This is a genomic window from Shinella yambaruensis (assembly GCF_022899355.1).
GTDB lineage: Bacteria > Pseudomonadota > Alphaproteobacteria > Rhizobiales > Rhizobiaceae > Shinella > Shinella yambaruensis.
Window position 1 is genome coordinate 39,316 of record NZ_JALJCK010000018.1, and the last position, 23,295, is coordinate 62,610.

At 62.8% G+C, this 23,295-nt stretch carries 15 protein-coding genes; 7 read left to right on the forward strand and 8 right to left on the reverse strand.

The window, feature by feature from the left end:
• Position 1: 1 nt before the first annotated feature.
• From MUU56_RS29470 to MUU56_RS29485, 4 genes are read right to left on the reverse strand one after another with little or no spacing between them, the layout of a single operon-like run.
• Positions 2 to 1,810 carry a heparinase II/III domain-containing protein gene (locus MUU56_RS29470; RefSeq protein ID WP_245081791.1) on the reverse strand — a complete coding sequence of 603 codons (1,809 nt, stop codon included), beginning with the start codon at positions 1,808 to 1,810 and terminating at the stop codon, positions 2 to 4.
• Positions 1,807 to 3,519, reverse strand: coding sequence for a heparinase II/III domain-containing protein (locus MUU56_RS29475; protein WP_245081793.1), 1,713 nt, complete (start codon positions 3,517 to 3,519; stop codon positions 1,807 to 1,809). The genes MUU56_RS29470 and MUU56_RS29475 overlap by 4 nt, the downstream gene beginning before the upstream one ends.
• Positions 3,520 to 3,577: 58 nt before the next feature.
• Positions 3,578 to 4,216: a hypothetical protein gene (locus MUU56_RS29480; RefSeq protein WP_245081797.1), complete on the reverse strand. Its 639-nt coding sequence runs from the start codon at positions 4,214 to 4,216 to the stop codon at positions 3,578 to 3,580.
• Positions 4,217 to 4,233: 17 nt separating this feature from the next.
• On the reverse strand, positions 4,234 to 5,799 hold the full coding sequence (locus tag MUU56_RS29485) for a heparinase II/III domain-containing protein (RefSeq protein ID WP_245081808.1): 1,566 nt from the start codon (positions 5,797 to 5,799) through the stop codon (positions 4,234 to 4,236).
• A 394-nt stretch (positions 5,800 to 6,193) separates the two neighbouring features.
• Here MUU56_RS29485 and MUU56_RS29490 point away from each other — a divergent pair, with 394 nt between their 5' ends.
• The 5 genes from MUU56_RS29490 to MUU56_RS29510 all read left to right on the forward strand — a co-directional run bounded on the left by MUU56_RS29490 (position 6,194) and on the right by MUU56_RS29510 (position 14,405).
• On the forward strand, positions 6,194 to 6,829 hold the full coding sequence (locus tag MUU56_RS29490) for a hypothetical protein (RefSeq protein ID WP_245081810.1): 636 nt from the start codon (positions 6,194 to 6,196) through the stop codon (positions 6,827 to 6,829).
• An 18-nt stretch (positions 6,830 to 6,847) separates the two neighbouring features.
• Positions 6,848 to 9,577, forward strand: a complete 2,730-nt coding sequence (locus MUU56_RS29495) for a class I SAM-dependent methyltransferase (RefSeq protein ID WP_245081820.1) — start codon at positions 6,848 to 6,850, stop codon at positions 9,575 to 9,577.
• A gap of 223 nt (positions 9,578 to 9,800) precedes the next feature.
• Positions 9,801 to 11,708, forward strand: coding sequence for a glycosyltransferase family protein (locus tag MUU56_RS29500; RefSeq protein ID WP_245081822.1), 1,908 nt, complete (start codon positions 9,801 to 9,803; stop codon positions 11,706 to 11,708).
• 125 nt (positions 11,709 to 11,833) lie between these two features.
• Positions 11,834 to 13,732: a glycosyltransferase gene (locus tag MUU56_RS29505; RefSeq protein ID WP_245081824.1), complete on the forward strand. Its 1,899-nt coding sequence runs from the start codon at positions 11,834 to 11,836 to the stop codon at positions 13,730 to 13,732.
• Complete coding sequence (locus MUU56_RS29510) at positions 13,662 to 14,405, forward strand: glycosyltransferase family 2 protein (protein WP_245081826.1); 744 nt, start codon at positions 13,662 to 13,664, stop codon at positions 14,403 to 14,405. Before MUU56_RS29505 ends, MUU56_RS29510 begins: the two co-directional genes overlap by 71 nt.
• Here MUU56_RS29510 and rfbD read toward each other — a convergent pair.
• Together rfbD and rfbB are read right to left on the reverse strand one after the other, a co-directional pair.
• Positions 14,386 to 15,291, reverse strand: a complete 906-nt coding sequence (rfbD, locus tag MUU56_RS29515; protein ID WP_245081828.1) for a dTDP-4-dehydrorhamnose reductase — start codon at positions 15,289 to 15,291, stop codon at positions 14,386 to 14,388. The genes MUU56_RS29510 and rfbD overlap by 20 nt on opposite strands.
• Positions 15,292 to 15,297: 6 nt before the next feature.
• On the reverse strand, positions 15,298 to 16,365 hold the full coding sequence (rfbB, locus tag MUU56_RS29520; protein ID WP_245081830.1) for a dTDP-glucose 4,6-dehydratase: 1,068 nt from the start codon (positions 16,363 to 16,365) through the stop codon (positions 15,298 to 15,300).
• Positions 16,366 to 16,535: 170 nt separating this feature from the next.
• Between rfbB and rfbA the strand changes: the two genes are divergently transcribed.
• Entirely contained in the window at positions 16,536 to 17,420 is an 885-nt protein-coding gene (rfbA, locus tag MUU56_RS29525) for a glucose-1-phosphate thymidylyltransferase RfbA (RefSeq protein ID WP_245081840.1), read from the forward strand.
• The gene (gene rfbC / locus MUU56_RS29530; RefSeq protein WP_245081843.1) at positions 17,417 to 17,977 is read left to right on the forward strand and encodes a dTDP-4-dehydrorhamnose 3,5-epimerase; all 561 of its coding nucleotides are present in this window, start codon (positions 17,417 to 17,419) and stop codon (positions 17,975 to 17,977) included. Before rfbA ends, rfbC begins: the two co-directional genes overlap by 4 nt.
• Before the next feature lie 7 nt (positions 17,978 to 17,984).
• Here the strand turns inward: rfbC and MUU56_RS29535 are convergent, their stop codons facing one another.
• A complete protein-coding gene (locus MUU56_RS29535) occupies positions 17,985 to 20,381 on the reverse strand; it encodes a capsular polysaccharide export protein, LipB/KpsS family (protein WP_245081846.1) in 2,397 nt (798 codons plus the stop codon).
• 209 nt (positions 20,382 to 20,590) lie between these two features.
• On the reverse strand, positions 20,591 to 23,278 hold the full coding sequence (locus MUU56_RS32885; protein ID WP_245081850.1) for a tetratricopeptide repeat protein: 2,688 nt from the start codon (positions 23,276 to 23,278) through the stop codon (positions 20,591 to 20,593).
• Between the last annotated feature and the right edge of the window lie 17 nt (positions 23,279 to 23,295).

Below are 23,295 nucleotides of genomic sequence, written 5' to 3' on the forward strand. Positions count from 1 at the left end.
ATCAGCCGAACATGCTTGCGTCTAGACGGTAGTGGTCGATGGAAAGACAAGATCCGTCAAACGTAATTTTCGCCCTGGCCTCTCGAAAAGAAAACAACCATGCAATCAGGCCGACATCACGAAAAGCAGGCATCTTCTCCGGCTCAATATCGACGGTCAGCGACATCTGGCCGCGGGATCCCCGCAGACGCGTGATCTGGCTGGCTTCGAAAGCGAGCTGCGGCGAAGAGACGAAGATCAACGGCTCCGCCTCGTCTGGGGCGTGCAGGCTCGCCACGCCGTTCTCCACCAACCAGCCGCAGTCACGATGGCCGTGCCATGTGTAGCGCAGGCTCTGGAGAACGGAGGCCGTGAGATGGTCGCACACCACCACGTGCTCCCGTCCCAGAAGCCAGACCGTGCGCGCCAGCCTACCGATACCCGCCCCGGCCGGGTATGACGGCGTCAGGTCGAGATGGGCGACCCGGACGTCGTCGGCCGGCTGTTCAAGGCGTCGTTCCGTCAACCGCTTGCTGATCTGGGCAAAACCGTTGATGACCGGTGCGTTGTGCGCCTGCGGTCCCGTGGTGAATTGTCGCTCGGCCGTGTCGAGATATTGCTGATAGCCGGCGTCATCGATCACCCAGCGTCCGCGCGTGCCGATCACGAGGCTACCGTTGTCGCAATGAACATGGCCCATAGGAGACTTCGAGGCGCCAACGGCGACGGCAACGTCAGCACGCTCCCATCCCGACCGCAACACGAGGGCGTAGTTGACGTCCAGTATAGTCTGATTCGGTGGGACTGGCTGCCGTGTCGTCGCCGTATCGGACGCCGCCTGTTTCAACGCGGCAAGAGCATCGACACGCAGATGGCGTGGGTCACATCCTTGAAGATACCATGCGCGCAACGGATCTGGCTTGAGCGCCTGGAGCTTTGCCTGAGCCGAAATGTGGAAAGGCATCTCGCGTGGCTCGACGTCGCCGAGTTCCGCCACATGTACAAGGTCGCCCGGTACGGCCAGCCCATAGGATTGGACCAGCGTGTCACCGAAGCGGGGATGGTCGAAGAAAACATTGCGCTCCTCTTCGGGCAGGCCTGCCAGCCAGTCGGCGACGAAGTCCATTACGTAGCCGTCATAGCTGACCGTTTCGGTAACCCCGCGCCAACGCAGAGTCAGTAGCGCCCCGACGAGGATTTTCGCGCGCCGATCCAGCCTCGCTGCCGCCGGATGATCCGCAAGCCGGGCGGCGCAGGCCGTGGCCAGCGTGGCGATGAGGGTGATGTTGTGCAAGTGCTTGTGGGGTTCCGGCGCTTCAATAAGCGTCTTGCGATCGGAGAACGTTCCGTGAAGCCGATTCGACCAGGGCAGCATCTCATCGACTGCGCGACCGAGCCCCACATGCAGCGCGCGTCGCAACGCGTCGTCCGGCCACGCCCATTTCGCCGCCACACACATCGTGCGCACGCTATGCGCGAAGGCGAGATAGGCGCGACGGGCATCACAGCGCGTGTGAAGATAGCCCGGCCAATCGCACAACGCTTCCAGATCGATCCGTGCCGCCGCGGCCGCATCGGTGTCCGCATTCCATTCGGCGGCAAGGCCGAGCGCACTGATCCGCTCCTCGAGCGCCCAGCTCATCCATATCGCCCATGGATAGGCCGCGCTGAACCCACGAACCGGAACCGCCGGATGATCCAGAACCCGGATCGGAAGCGGCCAGACGAGGCGATGCCTGATCCGATAAAAATCGACGAACAGATGCCTGCGCCCCTTGAAGGCGTTCGCACGGCGGACAATCTCCTGCTCCCACGCCCGTTCGGTCGTCATTCCCATTCAAGCGCAAAGGACGTATCAAGAGACGACATCGCATGGAAGAATTCGATCGTCCAGGCAGGTTCTATCTTTCCGGCCTGGACGGAGCGCCAGCCAAACGGGCGGGGTTTCGCCACGCCCTTGGTCAGGCGCATCCGCACGGGAACGATGGCCATGGCGATCGTCAGGGTTCTGCCGCGCCCCGTGATCGTCGCCATACCGAACTCGGGGAGGATCGTCACCTTCTTGTCCCCCGGTACTAGGAAGCGCGTGACAAAGGTTTCGCGGCCCTCCCGGAGACTGGAAGCCACCATCTCCATAGCCCTGTCCTCCACAGGACTTATGCTGTCATCGAGCCGAAGCGTATGGCGACTGCGATCATAGGTCAGACGCCGTTGGGAATGGAACCCGACAAACATTCCGCTCTCACCGGTGACAGTGGAGCGCAGTCCATCCGTCTCGTGAGAAACGATGCGGGATTTGCTGCCGACGAGGTCAAGATCGCGGGAGGCTTCGACCCCGAGAGGTGCCGAAAGACTGTGTGCAGCGGCCGAGCGGAGGTAGATGCGCATAGGATCTTTCGGCTGATGCTTCCACAAACCGCCATCAATGATCCATTCCGCGCCGAAGGCGAACAGCGAGAAGGCGAGATCGTCATCGTGACGATGATATGTGCTCAAGAAACCGGACTTGAAGACGATGTGAACCGCGCGTGCAAAATCGGCGCCGCCTTTCCAGTCACTGCGCAGGATAGTCCAGCCACTTTCGGGCAATACCAGATCGGTCGAAGCAGGAGGCGTGCCCACCTTGCCGCTCTTTACGGCATAGAGGTAGGTAGAATACTTTCCAGGCTTCTTAACGGAGAAGATGTCCCTTACCGTGAAGAACGCCGTGTCGCCGATCAAGGGGAGCGTACCGTCAGGACGCGACATGAAGGCAAGAGCAAGCGCTGCCTTGTCGTACACCTCCTCCGGAAGGCCAACATCCACCTTCGCTCCGTCGTAGGCGGAGAGCCGCTGAATGGCCATTTGCGCCTGCACCAGCCCGTAATTCTGGTAACCGGTACTGTTTTCCACATGCCCGCCATCGGGAGCAAACGCGTGACCTATCTCATAGGCAATACGCCGGCGAGCGCATTCGGTCGCCTTGCCGTCGGCGTCGAAACCGGGAAGCTCCTGCGAAAGTTCGAAAAGGACTAGGCTCTGGTCCAGTCCATGGTTGGTGCCGACGCTGTAGAAATCCTCACGCAAAAGGGTTTCAGCATGAATCACAGCAATCCGGCGCAAAAAGGCGATGTCGGCTTCTGCATCCGGATAGCGCCCATGATGCTCTTCAAGCTGCGCCATAAGGAGAAGGATATTGCGGGCTCGCAAAGCAGTGCCGTGATCGTGCCAAGCCATCGGCGGAGCTGAAGCCTGCTCGGCAAATAACCCCCACCAGCGGCGTGCATGGCGTATCCCGGCCGTACAACCCGTAACGACTTCCATGCGCCGGTCATAGGCAATGAGTCCAGGTAAGAAAGCCCATTGATGTAGATTCCATGTCCATGAACGGTTTTTGAAAGGATCGGCAGACCAATCTACGTCAATCCCTACCTTCCAAATCGGAAAATTCTTTATCTCCCATTCATTATTTTCCACAAACCTCCTGCCAATCTCAACAATACTATCCTTATCAAGGTTAACTAGCTCTCTATTAAGGTTTGCTGAAAGTTTATTTTTCATATCTTATACAAACTTATTAAATTCAAAGATACGATAATAATTTTCCTGGATCACATATCTACTCATAAGAGTTCTTTTCCTCCTGTTGAATAAGAGAAATGAACTCCTCCTTCGACATATCGCGGAAATGCGTCCAAAGTCCCTTATATTTGAGGCAATTATCCACCGTTATTCGACTTATCTGCCGCGCCGGAGAGCCAACACACACCGTCAATGGCGGGACGTCTTGTAAGACAACGGCATTGACTCCGATCACCGCAAATCGACCGACTTCAATAGCACCTAACACCCTCGCCCCTCCTCCAATAAAAGCATGATCTGCTATTCTTGGCGCATAGAATTTCTCACCATTATCCAAGACCTTAACGGATCCAGGATTCCCACCCAACGTAATTCCCTGGCCTAAAGCCACGCGGTTGCCGATAATGCTATTCAAATGAATAACATTAGCAATCCCACCATATGCAAATCGCACATCAAGGCCGAGGCGAGTCTTTGGTGAAAGAACAGTATTATGTAAAAGATAGATAAGATTCGTGTACCTTCTTATTAATCTCTCATCACCTAGGTTCACAGCATCCTGCGCTTCAGACCAAAGCTGATAAACTCCCGGTATCACATCAATTTCATCACCCAATATCGAAAGCCATCGAGAAAGGTGTTTTCCTCGTCCATTTGGGAAAGAGCCATCAAGCATTTTATTATCAACCCTCCCTATTGATAATCTGTCTTTACTAATTTTGGGCGCAAATCCATGCAGAACAAAGCATCCGTACGGCAGGATTGCAATGTATGCTCTACACGACAAACGACCATAGTCGTACTCAATATAGACTTACGGTCCCGACTAACATAGTCAATTGTTTCTGCATCCCATTTATATGGCGATTCACTTAAAATCTTTAGCTCAACGAGAGGATTACCATGGATCGCTATGAGCCCTCCGTTCGCCAACGCACTCCATTCGGCTTCAGGATGAAGCACAAATCTATGCTCAGTTAGGCCGGCAAATCGGCTATTTTCCTCAATTACGCTATCAAGTATATTAATGATATTATTATTCTTATTAATAGAAATACGGCGCCTGAGTGTATGCCCTGCTATTCTTTTATGCTCCCCAGTAACACAAAGAACTTCCCCTGTATTATTTGTAGATACTATTCTAGATACAGGCGATGCGCTATATTGAGGGCTATTCCAACTATGCCCCGCCAGAGAAAATGTAGAATGGCGAGCCTCAGAATTAAATGAAACTAATTTGTCCCAAGAAGCATATCCAGCAAAGCCCGGATCTTCAATAACAGGGTCGCCATTTAAATCAAGACAAAATGAAAGTTCATCATTCTGTTTATGGTTTCCAGAGTACATACCGCATGTAAAGAATAGATGTATTTCTTCCTTAATGTTATTATATACGGTGAAGCCACAGCTAGACTCAAGAAGGTATTCACTATTTATGTCTGATAATGTTTTATTATAGTTTAATTCTTCTAACGAAGAGTTGGAAATGTTCAATTTATTACTAAGATTTTCTATCTTTAAAATGTCCTTCGAATCAAGATGGCGATGTGAATCGCCAATTGCAAAAATTTCTCCATTTTTTCTAGTAGAAAATTTAATTATATTTTTTGTTGCCTCAACAATTTTCCCGCAAAATTTACGAAAATCCGAATTTTGGTCATTATCGAGCAAGCTCATTACCTCAATAAGGTCACAACATATGGCACAGTTGTATACCTGATAAGAGATGGAATGTTCTCTTGTATATCCATCCTTATTGAACATTTCATTCAAGGTAGACCACGCACGATTAATTATATTAGGCAAATCTATATTTGTAAAACTCGAGTTAAACCTTAAATAAAATTTAAGTAAAGCTATATCCATCATAAGCCCATGGTTGTGTCCGCTTCTATAATTTTTATCATCTGTAATATTATTCAATTCCTCCTTAATAAGCCCCATGCACAGTTCTTCAGAATCAACATCTCTACTATATATAAATCTATCAAGATTAAATATTAGCTCCTGTATCCTTATAGATATGGTATGATCTCCGCGAAGATCAGAGTAATATGGATTTTTTCTTTTCCTAATTACATGAAAATCATAAAAATCCTTGAGTATTAAGAAAACTTTTCTTTCATCTTTTACGCCACGAAGCCATCTCAAGCTGCACACATGATGGCGCCAGTTTTTACTTTTGTATGGGTCACTATTCCAATCAAAAGGAAGGCTTACTTTCCAGTCTGGGAACGCAGGATGCCGAATTATAATCATTCATTCAATCTCTAATAAGTTTGAATAAAACCTCAGGAAGAGAGTATTATAATGCGTTTCATCACCATTTTTATCACCTCATCTTTCTAGATTCTTGGTATTCCAAGGTTCGACACCTCACTCAATTTCCTGCTTCCTGGCGTCTATCCATTCGAATCCCGACTAGTACTAAGTGTGTTTAGCCGCCATTTTCGGTAAAAGAAGGTTTTCATCTGCGTGTTGTAGGCATTCCTGATGGCGTCGGCAAGCGGTGCGCTCATTTCACGTGCATGCCTCTGGAACTGACTGGGAGCTTGTTCGGTTTATAATCATTGATCTATGATCTCCGACAGGAGAGCGGTAGACGGGATTTGATCGCCATCCTTCATAAGAAATACAAGAGCAGGCCCGAGACATGGCAGCAACCACCCCCTTCATGCCCGAGGCGGCGGTCGAGCATTTTACCCGCGCCTATGCAGAAGCGAAGGTGATCCTCGAATACGGTTCCGGCGGTTCGACCGAGGTCGCCGCCCGCATGCCGGGAAAATACATCATGAGCGTCGAGAGCGACCGGGTCTGGGCACGCGAGCTTCGCCAGAAGCTCTCCGGTCCCGGCATCCTGTCGCATGCCGTGATCCACCATGTCGATATCGGCAACACCGGTCCGTGGGGCCGGCCGCTCGATGATCGCGAATGGCGCGACTTCCACGCCTATCCGAACAGCGTCTGGGACCAGCCCTGGTTCCGCCACCCCGACGTGGTGCTGATCGACGGACGCTTCCGCACCGCCTGTCTCGCCACCGTCCTGCTGCGGGCGGAGCGCCCGGTGCGGGTCCTGTTCGACGATTACGGCGTGCGCCTGCTCTATCACCAGCTGGAAGGGATCATAAAGCCGGTGCGGATGGTCGGACGCATGGCCGAGTTCCATGTCGAGCCGAACCTGGTGCGCCAGCGCGACATCGGCCTGCTGATCGGGCAATTCTTCCAGGTCTCGCTTCACGGCATGGTGGAAAAAGATTATCAGGTGTCCCATCCGGTCCGGATGAGATAGACGATGCGGGAGACCAGTATGACCAGGAATGCAGCGACCTCGCGTCGTGCCAAGCAGACGAACCCGGCGACAGAACTCGCAGCCTCGGTTGTGGCGCCGCTTCCGGCGCGCAACGAGCAATTGCAGCCCCCCTTTTCCACCCAGGCGCTGTTCTGGCGGCCGCATCATCCGGCGATGTCCCCGGCACTGGGGCAGATCCCCTTCCTGTTCTGGCTGACGGAGACCGTCCGGCCGCGCACGGTCGTGCAGTTCGGGATCGGCGACGGGGTCATCTATATGGGCCTCTGCCAGGGGAGCGAACGCCTCGGAGACAGCACGATCTGCCTGGGCATCCAGGCGGAAGAGCCGCTCCTGCCCCCGGCCATGCGCGCCCAGCACGATGCACGCTATTCGGATTTCTCCGAGCTGCGCCATGGCGACATCAAGACGGTCGCCCCGCACTTCGCCGGCGAGATCGACCTCCTGGTGCTGAATCAGGCGCTGGACGCCGATGCGCTCGCCCGCTTCCGCAGCAGCTGGCTGCCGCGCCTGTCGAACCGCTCCGTGATCCTGCTGTGCAATCCCGACACGGTCTTTTCCGACGAGGCCGCGCGGGAAATCCTGTTTCCCGGCCAGGCTCGATCGATCGTGTTCGGGCCCGTTTCCACAGGCGGTCACGCCGTGGAAGCCATACTCCACGGCAAGGAGCAGGCCGAGCGGCTGGTCGCTCTTGCCTCGCAACGCCCCGGAGAGCACGCCTATCTCGTCACAAGGCAGGTCTTCAACCGCCTGGGGCAGGGCATCGAGGCGATCCAGAGAGCGCAAACCATCCAGAAAGAGAGAGACAACCTTCGCGTTTCCCTGAAGACGACGCAGGAAAGCCTGAAGACGCTGGAGACGAAACTCGACGCACAGCGGGCCGAGACGAGGACGGCCCGGGCGGCCGAAACGGCCGAAGTGTCGCGACAGGCGGACATGGTGGCGCGTCTCCATGACATGGAACAGCTGCTTTCCGAGAAGAACCAGCAGACCATTCTTCTCAGCGCCGAAAAGACAGGTCTCGAAAGCCGGATCACGGAGCTTGCGGCACAGGCCACGACACGGGAGGCGGAACACAAGACCACGCTGGAGATGATGCAGCGGCGCGAGGAGGAGACGCTTGCCGCGCTGCGCGCCGAACGGGAATCCTTCAGCGCTGTGAAGACCGCCCTCGAGGCACAGCTCGGGGCGCTACGGGCCGAGCATGAAGGGCATGCCACGCTCCTCGCCGAACGGCACGCGGCCGAGGCCGCGGAGCGGACGGCCGAAATCGAGGCCCTGCACCACGAGAAATCGGCCATCGAGACGCAGCTCGGCGAAACCCGCGCCGCGCAGGAGGAGCAGACAAGGCAAGCTGCGATCCTCACCGAACGGCACGCGGCCGAGGCCGCGGAGCGGACGGCCGAGATCGAGGCCCTGCGCCACGAGAAATCGGCCATCGAGGCGCAGCTCGGCGAAACCCGCGCCGCGCAGGAGGAGCAGGCAAGACAGGCCGCGCTCCTCGCCGAGCGGCACGCAGCCGAGGCTAGGGAGCGGGCGGCAGAAATCGAGGCCCTGCGCCACGAGAAATCAGCCATCGAGGCACAGCTTGGCGAGGCCCGCGCCGCGCAGGAGGAGCAGGCAAGGCAAGCTGCGATCCTCGCCGAACGGCACGCGGCCGAGGCTAGGGAGCGGGCGGCCGAAATCGAGGCCCTGCGCCACGAGAAATCAGCGATCGAGGCGCAGCTCGGCGAGACCCGCACCGCGCAGGAGGAGCAGGCAAGGCAGGCAGCACTCCTCACCGAGCGGTACGCGGCCGAGGCTGTAGAGCGGATGGCCGAGATCGAGGCCCTGCGCCACGAGAAATCGGCCATCGAGGCGCAGCTCGGCGAGACCCGCACCGCGCAGGAAGAGCAGGCAAGACAGGTCGCGATCCTCGCCGAACGGCACGCGACCGAAGCTGCAGAGCGGATGGCCGAGATCGAGGCCCTGCGCCATGAAAAATCGGCCGTCGAGGCACAGCTCGACGAAGATCGGATTGCGCAGGAGGAGCAGGCAAGACAGGCCGCACTCCTCACCGAGCGGTACGCGGCCGAGGCTGCGGAGCGGACGGCCGAGATCGAGGCCCTGCGCCACGAGAAATCGGCCCTCGAGGCGCAGCTCGGCGAGGCCCGGACCGCGCACGAGGACCGGATCGAGGATATCGCCCTGCTGACCGGGAAATATAACGACGATATCGTGGAGCTGAGGGCCGAACTGGAAACCCTGGGCGCTGCGCGCGCTCTGCTCGAGACGAAGCTTGCCGATGCACAGGCCGCGAGCGAGCTGCGGATCAAGGCGCTGGAAGGCGAGCTCCAGAAGCGCGACCAGCAATACAAGGCGGAGCGCAACGAACTCAATCGGCGGGGGGCCGAGCTTTCCGCCAAGCTCGATGCCGTCGCGTCCGAGGCCCTGCAGACGCAGCAGAGGCTTGCCGGCCTGCACAAGACAGCGGGAGAGGAACTCGGCCGCGTGGTCAAGGCCCTGCTTCCGGCCGACAAGAACGGGTTCCTGGCGAAGAAGACATCGCTGCCGGAACAGGCAAAGCTGCTGATCGACAAGGGGATCGTGGAGCCGGGCTGGTATCTCGAACATCATGCGGATGTCGCCGCCGCCGGAATGGATCCGGCCGTGCACTACCTGCTGCACGGCGCGGAAGAAGGCCGCCTGCCCCGCCGGAGACTGGAGGAGGCCGCGCGCGCATCCAAGTGACACCGCCCGGCGGAGGGAGATCCGGAGCATTTCCAGCCGAAGCGGCATCGCTTCGGCGCGGGACAATGCGGTAAGACAAGATGCCAGGGCAAATCCGGTGAACCGGATGTCACCGGACTTGCCCCAGGGACCGCGTCACCCCGCCTCGGCGGGCACTCCGTCCCGCCGGGCATCCGTGTATCCGGCGAAAAGAGGCCGGGATAGGCGGGTTTCGGGAGAAACGATGAGCATGAAGAAGGCGCCGTCCACCCTGCCGGGCTCCCTGTTGCTGAGCGCCGCGGAAAGGCTGAGGGAAGAAGGGCGTCCGGATTCGGCGATATCCCTCCTGAGATACCTGGACGGCTATGCCCATGATCGTCCCGTTCTGCGCGGCATGAATGCCTTGTGGCGCCAGGTCGCGGGAGGAGATGCGCACAGGGCCAGGGGCACAGGCAACGACAATTGGACCGGCTACGGCAATCCGGTTCCAAACAGGCCGAAGTGCCTGAGCATACTCGACGAGATCAGCGACCTGAACTGGTCGACGGATTTCGATTGCACCCGCCTCGTCCGCCGCGCCGCGCTGGAGCAGATTTCCGGGGCGGATTACGATTTCGTCCTGATCGAGACCGCCTGGCTGGGCTACGAATCCGACTGGATCTACGCCTTCACCTCCCCCGGGCTGGGACATGCGCATTCCGGGCAGCTGGTGGCGGTGCTGCAGCAGCTGCGCGCGCAATCGAACAAGCCGATCGTCCTGGTGAACAAGGAGGATCCGCTGCATTTCGAAAAATTCCTGCCGGTGATGAAATATGCGGACCATATTTTCACCACCGACGCGCAGATGGTGGAAAGCTACCGGGAGCGCACCAATGCCCTGAGCGTCACCCCCCTGCCCTTCGCGGCGAACATGGCGATCACCAATCCGGTGGGACGGGTGCGCGAGCCCCAGGAGGACCTCTGTTTCGCCGGCTCCTACTATTCCGGCGGATACGAGGAGCGCGCGCGCCAGATGAACTACATGCTGGAGCCGATCGTCGCCGCCAAGGGCGTAATCTACGACCGCCAGTCTTTCCTGGACGATCCGGCCTATCATTTCCCCAGGCGTTTCCGCCCGTTCATCCGCCCATCGGTCCCCTTCAGGGACATGATCGCGCTTTACCGGCGGTTCAAGGTCTTCCTCAACGTCAACACGATCGTCTCCTCCCCGACGATGATGTCGCGCCGCGTCTATGAGCTTCTCGCCAGCGGCACGCCCGTCGTCTCAGCGCCCTCGCGCGCCCTGGAGGAGCATTTCCCGGGCATCGTGCCGACAGCATCGAACGCGCGGGCGGCGCGGGACGCGGTCGAAAGGCTGCTGGAGGACGAGGCGCACTGGTGGAAGACCAGCCAGAAAGGCATCCGCGAAGTCGCGCTCCGGCATCAATATGCCCATCGCGCCGCGCTGATCCGTTCGGTCGTCTGGGGCAGCGAGGCCGACCGGCCTGCCCCCCTGGTATCGATCGTGCTCCCGGCCGGGCGCGCGACGCATCTCGACCGGATCGCCGAGAACATCGCGGCGCAGACCTATCCGCGCATCGAGGCCGTTCTTGCCTTGAGCGACGACCTGCCGGAACAGCAGCTGGCCGGGCTCGAAAGGCGGCTTTCGGCCGCGAAGAACGTCCAGCGGGTCGAGATCGTGCGGCTGCCGCCGTCCGTTTCGACCGGAACGCGGCTCAACCGCGCCATCGCCGCCGCGCAGGGGGAATTCATCGCCGTTTTCGACGACGGCAGCCTGTACCTGCCCAACTACCTGACGGATATGATCCTGACCTTCGATTTTTCGGGCGCCGAGATCGCCGGGAAACGAACCTATCCGGCCTGGACGGGGCAGGAGGACCGGCTGGCCCTGCTCCATCCGGGCTGCGAGCACAGCCATGTTCCCGCCGTGTGCGGTGCGACCGTGGTCGCCCGGAAATCCTGGCTTGAAAAATGCCCCTATGCGGATCGCGACGAGGAGACGGACGGCGCGCTCTTCAGGGCCACCCTCGCGGCGGGGGGCAGGATCTATTCCGCCGATCATTTCAATTTCCTCCCGGAACCGGTCGGGCCCGGGGCGTTTGCCGGCCGGCCGGGCGAGGCGGGAGGAGACATCGCAGACTGGCGCCTTTAGAGGCACGACATTTCGGTTGCGTCCGGTCCGGCCGCGATTGTAGTAATGCCCGAAGGTCGGGCCGGCAGACTTGCGGCGAAACAGGGAGGCCGCTCACCATTCGTTTTCCGAAGACAATCAGGCGTTTGCTTGCCGCGAGCAGCCTCTCGCCGGATCGCCGCCTCGTGCGCGGCTCCGGCCTGTTCGACGCGGAATGGTATCGGCTTGCCCACCCCTACGTGGTTCGCGACGGGATCGATCCGCTGACGCATTTCCTGCTCTACGGCAGGGACCACCGGCTGTCGCCCGGCCGGGCCTTCGATGCGGAGCGCTATCTCGACCAGCATGAGGAGGCCCGGGCGTCCGGCCTCAACCCGCTGATCCACTATCTCAGGCACGGCCGGGCGCGCCGGCTGGAAATCCATCCGGCGCCGCCGAGCGGCGCCGACCGCATCCTCGCCTCCGGCCTGTTCGATGCCCGGTGGTATCTCGAGCACCATGCCGACGTGGCGGCGGCCGGCTATCCGCCGCTCCTGCACTATCTGGTGCACGGCTGGAAGGAAGGCCGCTCCCCCGGCCCGGATTTCGACGCCGAATGGTACCTGAAGCGCTATCCCGACATCGTCGGGGCGGACCCGCTGCTGCATTTCATCGACCACGGCCTTGCCGAGGGCCGCAGCCCGCTGCGGCCCGAACGCGCCCTCAGCGTGGCGAAGGCGACGCTGGCGAGCGTCGAGGACCTCGACCCGGAGCTTTATGGCGCCGACTACCTCGCCGACCCCGACCGGATCGAGGTCGTCAACGGCGTCCCGCGCCACCGGGCCGCCCGCGCGTTCGAGCAGATCGTCGGCCGGATCGCGCACGCGCCGCGCACGATCGTCTTCCTGCCCTGGATCATCCATGGCGGCGCGGACCTCGTCGCCGGCCATGCGGTGCGGGCGCTGGCCGAGGCGCATGGGCCGCAATCCGTGCTGGTGGTGCTTTCCGACCACGACCGCCAGGACGCCCCGCATCTCCTGCCGGCCGAGGTCCCGGTCCTGTCCCTGTCGCGCATCGACCCGGCGCTGTCCCAGGACGAGCGCGTCGTGCTGGTCGATCTTCTCATCCGCGTCCTGCAGCCGACGGCGGTGCTCAACGTCAACAGCCGCGCCTGCTGGGAAGCGGTGAAGCGCCATGGCCGCAGGCTTTCCCATTTCACCCGGCTCCATGCCATGCTGTTCTGCCCGGATTATTCGCCGGAGGGCCGGCGCAGCGGCTATTCCGATCTTTACCTGCGTCCCTGCCTGCCATTCCTGACGGCGATCTATTCCGACAACCGCACCCATCTGGAGGAGTTGGTGCGCCAGTTCGCCATTCCGGCCGACCTGCGCGGCCGGCTGGTGACGCTGTATCAGCCGGCCGCAGAGGCCGCCCCCCCGCCGCGGCGGGACCGGCAGCCCGGCGCGCCGCTGCGCGTGCTGTGGGCCGGCCGCTTCGCCGCACAGAAGAATGTCGATCTCCTGGTCCGGATCGCCGAAAGCGCGCCGCAATTCGAATTCCATGTCTGGGGACGCGGCGATGCGGCGCATGAGGCGCGGATCGCGGACCTGGCGCGCCGCTGCCGCAACGTCCATGTAGAGGGGCCGTTCGACCGCTTCGAGGCCCTGCCGCTGGCGACCTACGACGCCTTCCTCTACACCTCGCTGTGGGACGGCCTTCCCAACGTGCTGCTGGAGGCCGCCGCGGCCGGCCTGCCGATCGTCGCCTCGCATGTCGGCGGGATCGGCGAACTCGTCAACGGCGACACCGGCTGGCTGATCGCCGCCTTCGACGAGGCGGCCGCCTATGTCGACGCGCTGCAATCGATCGCCGACGACCCCAAGCGCGCGCGGCAGGCGACGCGCGCCATGACACGGCGCCTGCAGGACCATCACAACTGGCGGCGCTACCGCGAGGTTCTCGCCCGCGAGCCATCGGAGAGCGGAGGATTGTTGCATGGGTCGGCCAACGATAACGGCGGTGCTGAACGCCCATCGCGAGGGGCTGATCGCCAAACCGTCCCTTGAAAGCCTCAAGCGCAACGTGGCGCGCGCGCAAGACGCGGGTTTCGACGTCGAGGTCCTCGTCATCCTGGACCGGGCCGATCGCCTGACGCGCGACGTGGTGGAAAGCCAGAGCGAAAAGGATTTCCGGCTGATCGAGACGACCTTCGGCGATCCGGGCAAGGCGCGCAATTTCGCCGTGGAAACCGCGCAAGGCACCTATGTCGCCTTTCTCGACGCCGACGACCTGTGGGGGGAGACCTGGCTGGTGAGCGCCGCCCGCATCGCCGCGTCCCGGCAGGACCCGGTCGTCTGGCATCCGGAAGTGTGCGTCTATTTCGGCGCGGCAAAACACGTCTTCTGCCATATCGACATGGAGGACGACACGTTTAGGCCCGCGGGCCTGGCGATCGAGAACTACTGGACGGCGCTGAGCTTTTCGGCCCGCGACATCTACCTCCAGAACCCCTATCCCGGCACGGACCTGACCTCGGGATTCGGCTTCGAGGACTGGGCATGGAACATGGAGACGATCAGCCGCGGGGTGATCCACAAGATCGTGCCGGGGACGGGCCATGTCATCCGCCGCAAGACCGAATCCGTCTCGACGGCGACCGTGCGGGTCCAGGGCGTCACCCGGCCCAATGCCTATATCCGGCAGTTCCTCGGCACGGCCGCTAAGGCCTTTCCCCGATAAGCCGCGCAACGGTCTGCGCGGCGGCGTGCCGCCAGCTTCCCAGCCGCACGCCGTGCGCCTCGTGCAGCTTGCCGCAGTCGAGCCGCGAATTGGAAGGCCGGCGCGCCGGCGTCGGGTAGGCCGAGGACGGGATGCGTCCGATCGCGGCCGCCGGCCCGCCGCAGCGCGCGGAAACGGCCAAGATCTCGCTTGCGAAATCCGCCCAGCTCGCGGAACCCGAACCCGTCATGTGAAAGGTCCCGCGAAGACGGGCGGCGTCATCGGCAAGCAGGTTTCCGGCGATCGCCAGGATCCCGTCGGCGATGTCCAGCGCCGAGGTCGGGTTGCCGACCTGGTCGTCCACCACGTCGATCCGGTCGCGGCTTTCCGCCAGCAGCAGCATGGTCTTCAGGAAATTCCGGCCGAAGGGGCTGTAGACCCAGGCCGTGCGCAGGATGACGTGATTGTCCGTCGCCTGCGCCACGGCCCGTTCGCCGGCGAGCTTCGTGCGGCCGTAGGCGCTCGCCGGCCCGACCGGATCCGTTTCGAAATAGGGGTCCGGCTTTTCGCCATCGAAGACATAGTCCGTGGAAAAGTGGATGACCGGCACGCCCAGCCGGGCCGCGACGGCGGCGATCCGGCCGGGCGCGACCGCATTGACGGCATGGGCCCTTGCCTCCTCGGTTTCCGCCCGATCCACTGCCGTATAGGCGGCGGCGGAGACGATGACGTCCGGCCGTGCCTGCCCGAGGGCGGCATCGATCCCGTCCGGCTCGCCAAGGTCGAGTTCGGGGCGTCCCAGCGCCACGACGTCGAAGAGACCGTTCGGGGCGCCGCGCTCCAGGAGCGAGCGGACGACCTGTCCCTCCCGGCCCGTCACCACCATGCGCTTGCGCTGGCCGTCCATTTCGCCTCACAGGCCGGTTTGCGGCTGGCTGCCGGGCAGGCCGAGGCGCGCGCCGGCATAACGCTCGCGCAGGGGCCTCCACCACCATTCATTGTCGAGATACCAGCGCACGGTCTTCTCGATGCCGGTGTCGAACGTCTCCTCGGCCCGCCAGCCCAGCTCCGTTTCGAGCTTCCGCGCATCGATCGCATAGCGGGTGTCATGGCCCGGCCGGTCGGCCACATGGGTGATGAGCTCGCCATAGGGCCGCGCGCGCGGGCGAAGGCCGTCCATCAGGCCGCAGATCCGCGTCACCACGTCGATATTGCGCCGTTCGTTGCGGCCGCCGACATTGTAGGTCTCTCCGACCCGGCCGCGCTCCGCGATGATGTCGAGGGCGCGGGCATGGTCCTCGACATAGAGCCAGTCCCGCACCTGCGCGCCGTTCCCGTAGACGGGCAACGGCTTGCCCTCCATCGCGTTGAGGATCATCAGCGGAATGAGCTTTTCGGGAAAATGGTAGGGGCCGTAATTGTTGGAGCAATTGGAGACGACCACCGGCAGGCCATAGGTGCGTTCCCACGCCTTGACGAGATGGTCTGACGCGGCCTTGGAGGCCGAATAGGGGGAACTCGGATCGTAGGCCGTCGTCTCGCTGAACAGGCCCTCCTCGCCGAGCGACCCGTAGACCTCGTCCGTCGAGACGTGCAGGAAGCGGAAAGCCTGCCGTCGCTCCCCCTCCAGGCCGCTCCAGTAGGCCCTCGCGCATTCCAGCAGCGTGAAGGTGCCGACGACATTGGTGCCGATGAAGGCCTGCGCCCCGTTGATCGAGCGGTCGACATGGCTTTCTGCCGCAAGATGCATGATCCGGTCGGGCTTGAAATCCGCAAGCGTCCGCGACAGGGTTTCCCCGTCGCAGATGTCGGCGCGCAGGAAACGATAGTTGGGCGCGCCGCCGACAGCCTGCAGCGATGTCTGCGTGCCGGCATAGGTGAGCTTGTCGACGTTCAGGACCTCGTAGCGCTTTTCCAGGACGAGATGCCTGACGACGGCCGATCCGATGAAGCCGGCTCCGCCGGTGACGAGTACGCGCATGCGAGCCTTCCTGTCCGCTTCCCCTCAAGGGCGAGGCTTCACCTTTATCCGAAGGGGAAGTTTCAGGGCAAGGACGGGCCCATGCCTTTGCGCATGCGCAAGTGTTGCAACGCAGCCGCCTTCCATGCGAGGTTCGGCCCGATTTCCCGTTGGCGACTGGTCTATCCTGCATGGCATTCAAAGGCATCATTCTGGCGGGGGGAAGCGGCACGCGCCTTTACCCCCTCACCATCGCGGTTTCGAAGCAGATCCTGCCGATCTACGACAAGCCGATGATCTACTACCCGCTCAGCGTGCTCATGCTGGCGGGCATCCGCGAGATCCTGATCATCTCCACGCCGCGCGACCTTCCGCTGTTCCGCGAACTGCTCGGCGACGGCGAGGCTTTCGGCATCACGCTCTCCTATGCCGTGCAGCCCCAGCCGAACGGGCTTGCCGAGGCCTTCATCATCGGCCGGGAATTCATCGGCTCGTCCTCGGTCGCCATGGTTCTCGGCGACAACATCTTCTTCGGCGAAGGGCTCTCGGAGCTCTGCCGGCAGGCGGCGGCGCGCGAAAGCGGGGCCTCCGTCTTCGCCTATTACGTCAATGACCCGCAGCGCTACGGCGTGGTGGAGTTCGACGCCCGCGGCACGGCGCTCTCGATCGAGGAGAAGCCCGCCGTGCCGAAATCGAGCTGGGCCGTGACGGGGCTCTATTTCTACGACAACGACGTCGTCGACATCGCCGCCGCCACCACGCCGTCCGCCCGCGGCGAACTGGAGATCACCGCCGTCAACAGCACCTATCTCGAGCGCGGCAAGCTGCATGTGAAGCAGCTCGGCCGCGGCTATGCCTGGCTCGACACGGGCACGCTCGACAGCCTGCACGAGGCCTCCGCCTTCGTCAGGACCATCGAGCACCGGCAGGGCATCAAGATCGCCTGTCCGGAGGAGATCGGCGTGGAGATGGGCTGGCTGCCGGTCGACAGGATGCTGCAGCGCGCCGAGGAGATGGGGCGCAGCGAATACGCCAACTACCTGCGCCGGCGCGCCCGGGAGCTCGCAACGGCATGAGCGAGATCCGTCCCACCGCGCTTGACGGCGTGCTCGAGATCGTGCCCGCCCGCTTCGGCGATGCGCGCGGCTTCTTCTCCGAGACCTACAATGCCGCCCGCCTTGCGGAATCCGGCATCGACCTTGCCTTCGTGCAGGACAATCACTCCCTGTCGGCGCGGCGCGGCGTGCTGCGCGGGCTGCATTACCAGCTTCCGCCGCGGGCGCAGGACAAGCTCGTCCGGGTGGTGCGCGGCGCGATCTTCGACGTGGCGGTCGATATCCGCCGCGGCTCGCCGACCTTCGCCCGATGGGTCGGCGTCGAGCTCTCGGCGGAAAAATGGAACCAGCTCCTGGTCCCCAAGGGTTTTGCCCACGGCTTCGTCACGCTCACCGAAAACACGGAGGTCGTCTACAAGGTGACGGACTACTATTCCCCCGCGCATGACCGGTCGATCCGCTACGACGATCCCGAGATCGCCATCGACTGGCCGGTCGCCGCCGGCGACGTGCAGCTGTCCGACAAGGACCGCGCCGCCGTCCCGCTCGCAAGGGCGGACGTCTTCTCCTGGGAATAGACCCGCCCTACTGCGGACGCTTGAACCGCTGCTGTCCGAAGATGGCCCCGAGGAACGGCGCGCGCATGATCCAGAGGCGCAGCCGCACGCGCTTGTTTTCCGGCAGGCGCGCAAGCGCCGCCTTCTGCGCCGCGATCGCCGCCTTCCGGTCGCCGGCCAGAAGATAGGCTTCGGCCGCGTGCCTGAGCAGGTTCGGCTGGCTCTCCTTCAGCGCGAAGGCCTGGACAAGCTGTTCGGCCGCCTGGGCATAGCGGCCTTCCCGGTAGGCGGCAAACCCGGACATGCTGAGCGCCTCGGCGCTGGCGGGGTCCGGCTCCCCCATGAAGCGGGTCGGCGCCATCCGGGCGCCGGCATAGCTCAGCCAGGAAAAGCGGGGCGTCTCGTTCAGCCGGCCGAGGCGCTCCGCCGCATCCTTCCAGCGCAGCTCCGTCACGCAGATGTCCTTGTAGCCATGGCTCTTGCGGGTCTGGAACTCGACGATGTGGTCCGTGGCGCGGAAGCGGGAATATTTCCGGCAGATGAACCAGGCGGCGATGCGCAGGACGAGGTCGCGGGCGGGCCGCTGGAGCTCCCCTTTCTTCAGCGCCGCGATCCCGGCGGCCGCGGAGGGCGCGCGATGGCCCGCGCCGGCGAGATTGTAGAAGGCGTTGCCCAGGGTGATCGTGACCGTCTCGTGCAGCAGGGAGAGAAGGCCGACGCCGGAATTGTAGCAGAGCGTGGCATCGACGCTGTCGATGAGCGCGTGGATATTGTCGCCCCTTTCCGCCGTAACGACATTCGGGCTTGAAAGCGGAAGGTCCGTCTTCGACAGGGGATGCGGCTTTATGATGAAGAGGACGTCGGTATTGTCCGCCACCAGGGACGGCAGGGACGACAGGAATTGCGGGTAGGATTGCTCGCCCCTGAGAAACAGGGTGACGGCCATGTCGTCTTCCAGCTGGAGCGGCACGAAGCACTTGATGCGGCGATCGTCCCGCAGATGGCGGTATTTCGCGGCCGTCTCCTCGTAGGCCCCCATCTGTTCGAGGGTCTCGCCGCCCCCGCGCAGGTCCTCGACATAGGACCGGGCGGCGTCCAGCTCCGCCGCCGAGAACCTCTCCGCCAGGAAGGCGGCTTCGGAAAAGCCCCCGCTGTTGTAGCAGACGTCCTCGTCGTAATAGATCGTGCCCGGCAGGGCGCCCCGCTCGATGACGATCGTGTTCCGGCCAAGCGCCTTCGCCCTGTCGAAGATCGGGCGGAAGGCGGCATGGCTCTTCATATAGGGATTGAAGATGGCGATATCGTCGATCCGGCCCTGTTCGAGGCCGGACAGGATATCCCCGACCGTTTCCGCCTTGTCGGAGAGGACGGGCACGAGCCGATAGCCCAGGAGGCGGAGCGGCAGGAAATAGCCCAACGTGTCCCTGTTCCGGCACAGACAGGCGATCGTCTTTTCCCGCTCGATATGGTCGATCGCCAGCAGCCCGGTGCGGTCGTCAAGATATTTCCGGGTCGCGGCGAGGAAGTTCTCCCGTTTCCCGTCACCGGACACATACCACGCCTGTTCCTTCGCGCGGGGATGGTGCCGATGGAAGACCTTGAACCCCAGTCCCTCCGCCGGTTGGGACAGAAGCTCGAAGAGGCGGCGGAAGCCGACATAGGACCTCGCCTGGTAGAAGTCGGACCGCAGCGGGCCGAAGAGGTCGCTCCCGGGCTCCTCCGGCAGGGGCAGGAAGCCGGCATGGAGGCAGAAGCGCAGCAGGAACTCGAAGTCTTCGGACCCATGCCCGCGGAAGGAGGGATCATAGCCCCCGACGAGGGAGAACATTTTCCGGCTGATGAGGAAGACGTTCGAATAGGGAGCGACGTAACGTTCGTCCGCGCCGCTCACCTCGGCATAGTTCAATGTGAAGGCGAGCTTGCGCAGGAAAAGGGATTGCCGCTCGGCGCCATCGAGGCTTTCGAGCTGCCGCGTCTCGGCCGCCCCCAGATGGAAGGCCGGCGGGTTGAGCATGATGTCGACGACATTGCGCATGTCGAGCGCGCTCGCCGTCTCCGCCAGCCGCTGGAAGAGGTCGCGTTCGCTGATGAAGTCCGGATCGCAGAAATAGATGAAGTCCGTCTCGCACAGCGAGGCGCCGATGTTGCGCGCCAGCGACAGCGAGAACACGCCTTGGTCGTCGACGAAATGGTAGCGGTAGCCGGAATGCGCGCAGAGCGCCGCAAGGGTGTCCCGATGGGGCGGCTCGGACCCGAAATCCACGACGACGATCGGCGGGCAGGGCCGATAGTGGCCGGCCATCCCGCCCAGCCGGTCGGCAATCCAGGGATTGCCGTCATGGAGACGCACGCAGAACACCATGGTGATGTCCGAAGCGCCGACGGACCCGCCCGCAATGCTGGAGGAGGTGGTGGCGCAGCTCATTCGCTATCCTCGGCCCGTGAAGAAACATGTGCCATGCGGTGCAGGCCCGTCTCGATCCCTGGAGCATTCCCGGCCGAAGCGGCATCGCTTCGCGCCGGACAATGCGTCAAAAACAATAGCCCGGGAAAGGCCGGCGGACCGGCCCTCTCCAGAGCATGCCGCGCGGTTTTGCGACAACGACATGCGTAAGACAAGGACCGCGCCGCGCTTCAGGGCAGGAAAGGCTTGCCGGGAAAGAGCGGATGCAGCCACTGCGGCAACTTCGCGTACCGTCTTCTCCGCATCAGCCGCCTGTTGCCCGGCAGACGCTTCAGGGCCTCCTCCAGGCATTCCAGCGCCAGGGATCTGGCACCGCGCTTGAGATAGCACTCCGCCAGGCATCGCAGGTGCTCGACCTCGTCGGGCTCACGCGTGCGCAGGGCCTCGAAAAGCTGCGTGGCCTGCCGGTAATCTCCCGCGGCGAAGGCCTTGCGCGCCTGCTCGCCGAGTTTCGCGGCCGGCATGATCATCATGTCGACGAATGGGCCGCCGTGCCGCTGGACGCCGGTTTCCAGGAGGAGCTTGTGAAGGTTCCGGTCCTCGGGAAGCCAGCCATGGGCGATTTCGAAGAGGCGGTCGGCCTCTTCGTACTGTCCGTCCGCGCGCAGGCCCTTTGCCAGATCGATGACCGTCCGCGCCGCCGCCCTGTCGTCGGGAACCCATCCGCGCGCGGTCTCGAAAAGCCGCGCGGCCTCTTCGCGCCGGCCGGCCGCATGGGCCGCCCTGCCCATCTCGGCCATGGCGCGGGAGAGCTTCCCGTTGGCCGGCTGCCGCCGGTTCGCGGTCGTAAACAGGCGGAAGGCCTCGTCGTAATCCTCCCGCTCGCAGGCCGCGCCTGCCATGCGGATGAGCGTGCCGATGGCGCTCGTCTCCTCCTGGACCGCCTCGCGGCCGCCGAAGGAGAAGTAGAGCGGCGCCTTGAGGGAGACGTTCCTGGGAACCGTGCCCAGGACGATCGGGGCCGCGGTCAACCCGCGAAGGACGGAAAAAAGGATGCGTGTCCCAGGTGCGGGCGCCTCGGCATTCTCCGCCCCGCCCTCCCCCCTGGCGACCCGGTCGGAGATGCCGAACGAATAGAACTCCTCGAGCAGGAAACGCAGGAAGCGCAGGCGTTTTTCCGCATCCGGCACGCTGGCCTCCCCGACGGCCGCGACCAGCTCCTGCCTTCCGGACACCGCGCGCGCCAGGCCCGGCTGGGCATAGAAGGCCTTGCCGCAGCAGATCACGGGCTTGCCCTGCGCGAGCGCCACGAGGCCCAGGTCGGAATTGAGGACGACGACCGATGCGGCGAGCTCGATCAGGTCCGCCACCGGCGCGTCGTCCACGAAGACGACATTCGCAATCTCGGGCCCGGCAGCGCCGGGCGGGCGTTTCGCCACCACGACAAAGGCCTGCGGATCGAGCGCCTGCGCCAGATGGGCGATCCAGTCCCCGAAGGCGCGGGCCGCGCCGTCCTGCGGGCCTTGCAGGTCCATGAGCACCATCCGCCGCCCGCCAAGGCCGAGCCGGTCGGCCAGAGCGGCGCCCGCCGGCGCACCGTCCTCCATCGGCGCCGGCCCGTTGTCCGCCAGCCAGTCCAGCACCCGCCGCCGCGCGGCGTCGTCGAGCGGCCTGTCCCAACGCGCCGCCTGGTCGGAGGGACTGCCGGCAAGAAACCCTTCCGGGTCGAAGAACCAGCTGTCCGGCAACCCGCCCCGGCCCGCGACGACAAGGCGCCGGCCCGCCGCCTTGAGGCCCTCGTACAGGGAACAGCGGTGGTCGTCGCCATGGGGATCAAGGAAAAGGGCCCGCGTGAACCCCTCCTCGTCCAGGGCGCGGACCAGCGCATCGCTATCGGCGAAATCGCCCTCCGGCCGGATGCGGTAACGCCCGAAGGCGGGAAAGGCGTGCCGCAGCGCCCGCAGGGCCGGCGCGTGCGCGTCGGCGAGGACCAGCGTCTTCTCGCCGGAATGCGGGTCTTCCATGGGCAGGAGCCAGGACGTACCGGCGTCATAGGCCTCCATGATGCCGGAGACGCGCTCCTGGTTCTCCACCATCGGCGTGACATAGCTCGCATCCTCGCGCTGCGGATGCCAGAGATGGGCCATCTGCAGGCCGCGCTGGAACACGTCGATGCCGTAGAGCGCGAAATAGGCCCGGAACCCCTCGTAGCGCAGGATCGCGTTGCGGCGGGTGTTGAGATAGTAGTTTCCCGTCCGCGGCCCTTTCGGCCCGTAGCTGGCGAGCCGGTGCAGCAGCTCGAAATCCTCCGCGCCATGGCCGACGAAGCTCTTGTCGTGCCCGCCGATCGCCAGGAGATGGTAGCGGCTGGCAACGATCGCCGAGATCGCATAGGTGTGGTTCTGGTAGACGGTCCTGTCGTCGCGCATCACGCCGTCATGCAGCAGCGTATCGGCGAAGGCCGCCTCCCCTTGCGCGAAAAGCGCCAGGTAGCGCCGGGTGAAATCCTCCGTCATATAGGCGCCGGGCAGGGCGAAGAAGGTGTAGGCGTTGCCTGGCATGCCGCGCAGCCGCGTCTCCTCCAGCACGCGTTCGTAGCCGCGCGGCGACATGAGGAAATCGATGTCGTGATAGAGGATCAGCGGGGTTTCGGCGTGCTGGGTGCCGATGTCGCGGGCATGGCCGACGCTGAAGGGCTCGTCGCCCGTTTCCACGCGCACCAGCCGCGTGCCCGTCGCATCGGCGAGCGCGCGCAGCTCCCCTGCCCGTTCCGCCGCCGTGCCGTAGTCGACGACGAGCGGAACGTAGCCCCCGGGCAGCGTCGCGATGATCCGCGCGATGCGCTCCGGCTCGTCGTAGAGCCGGTCTACCGACAGGCGAACGGGAATGACGGCGGTGATGACCGGGGCCTCGGACACGGGCGCGCGCCCTCCTC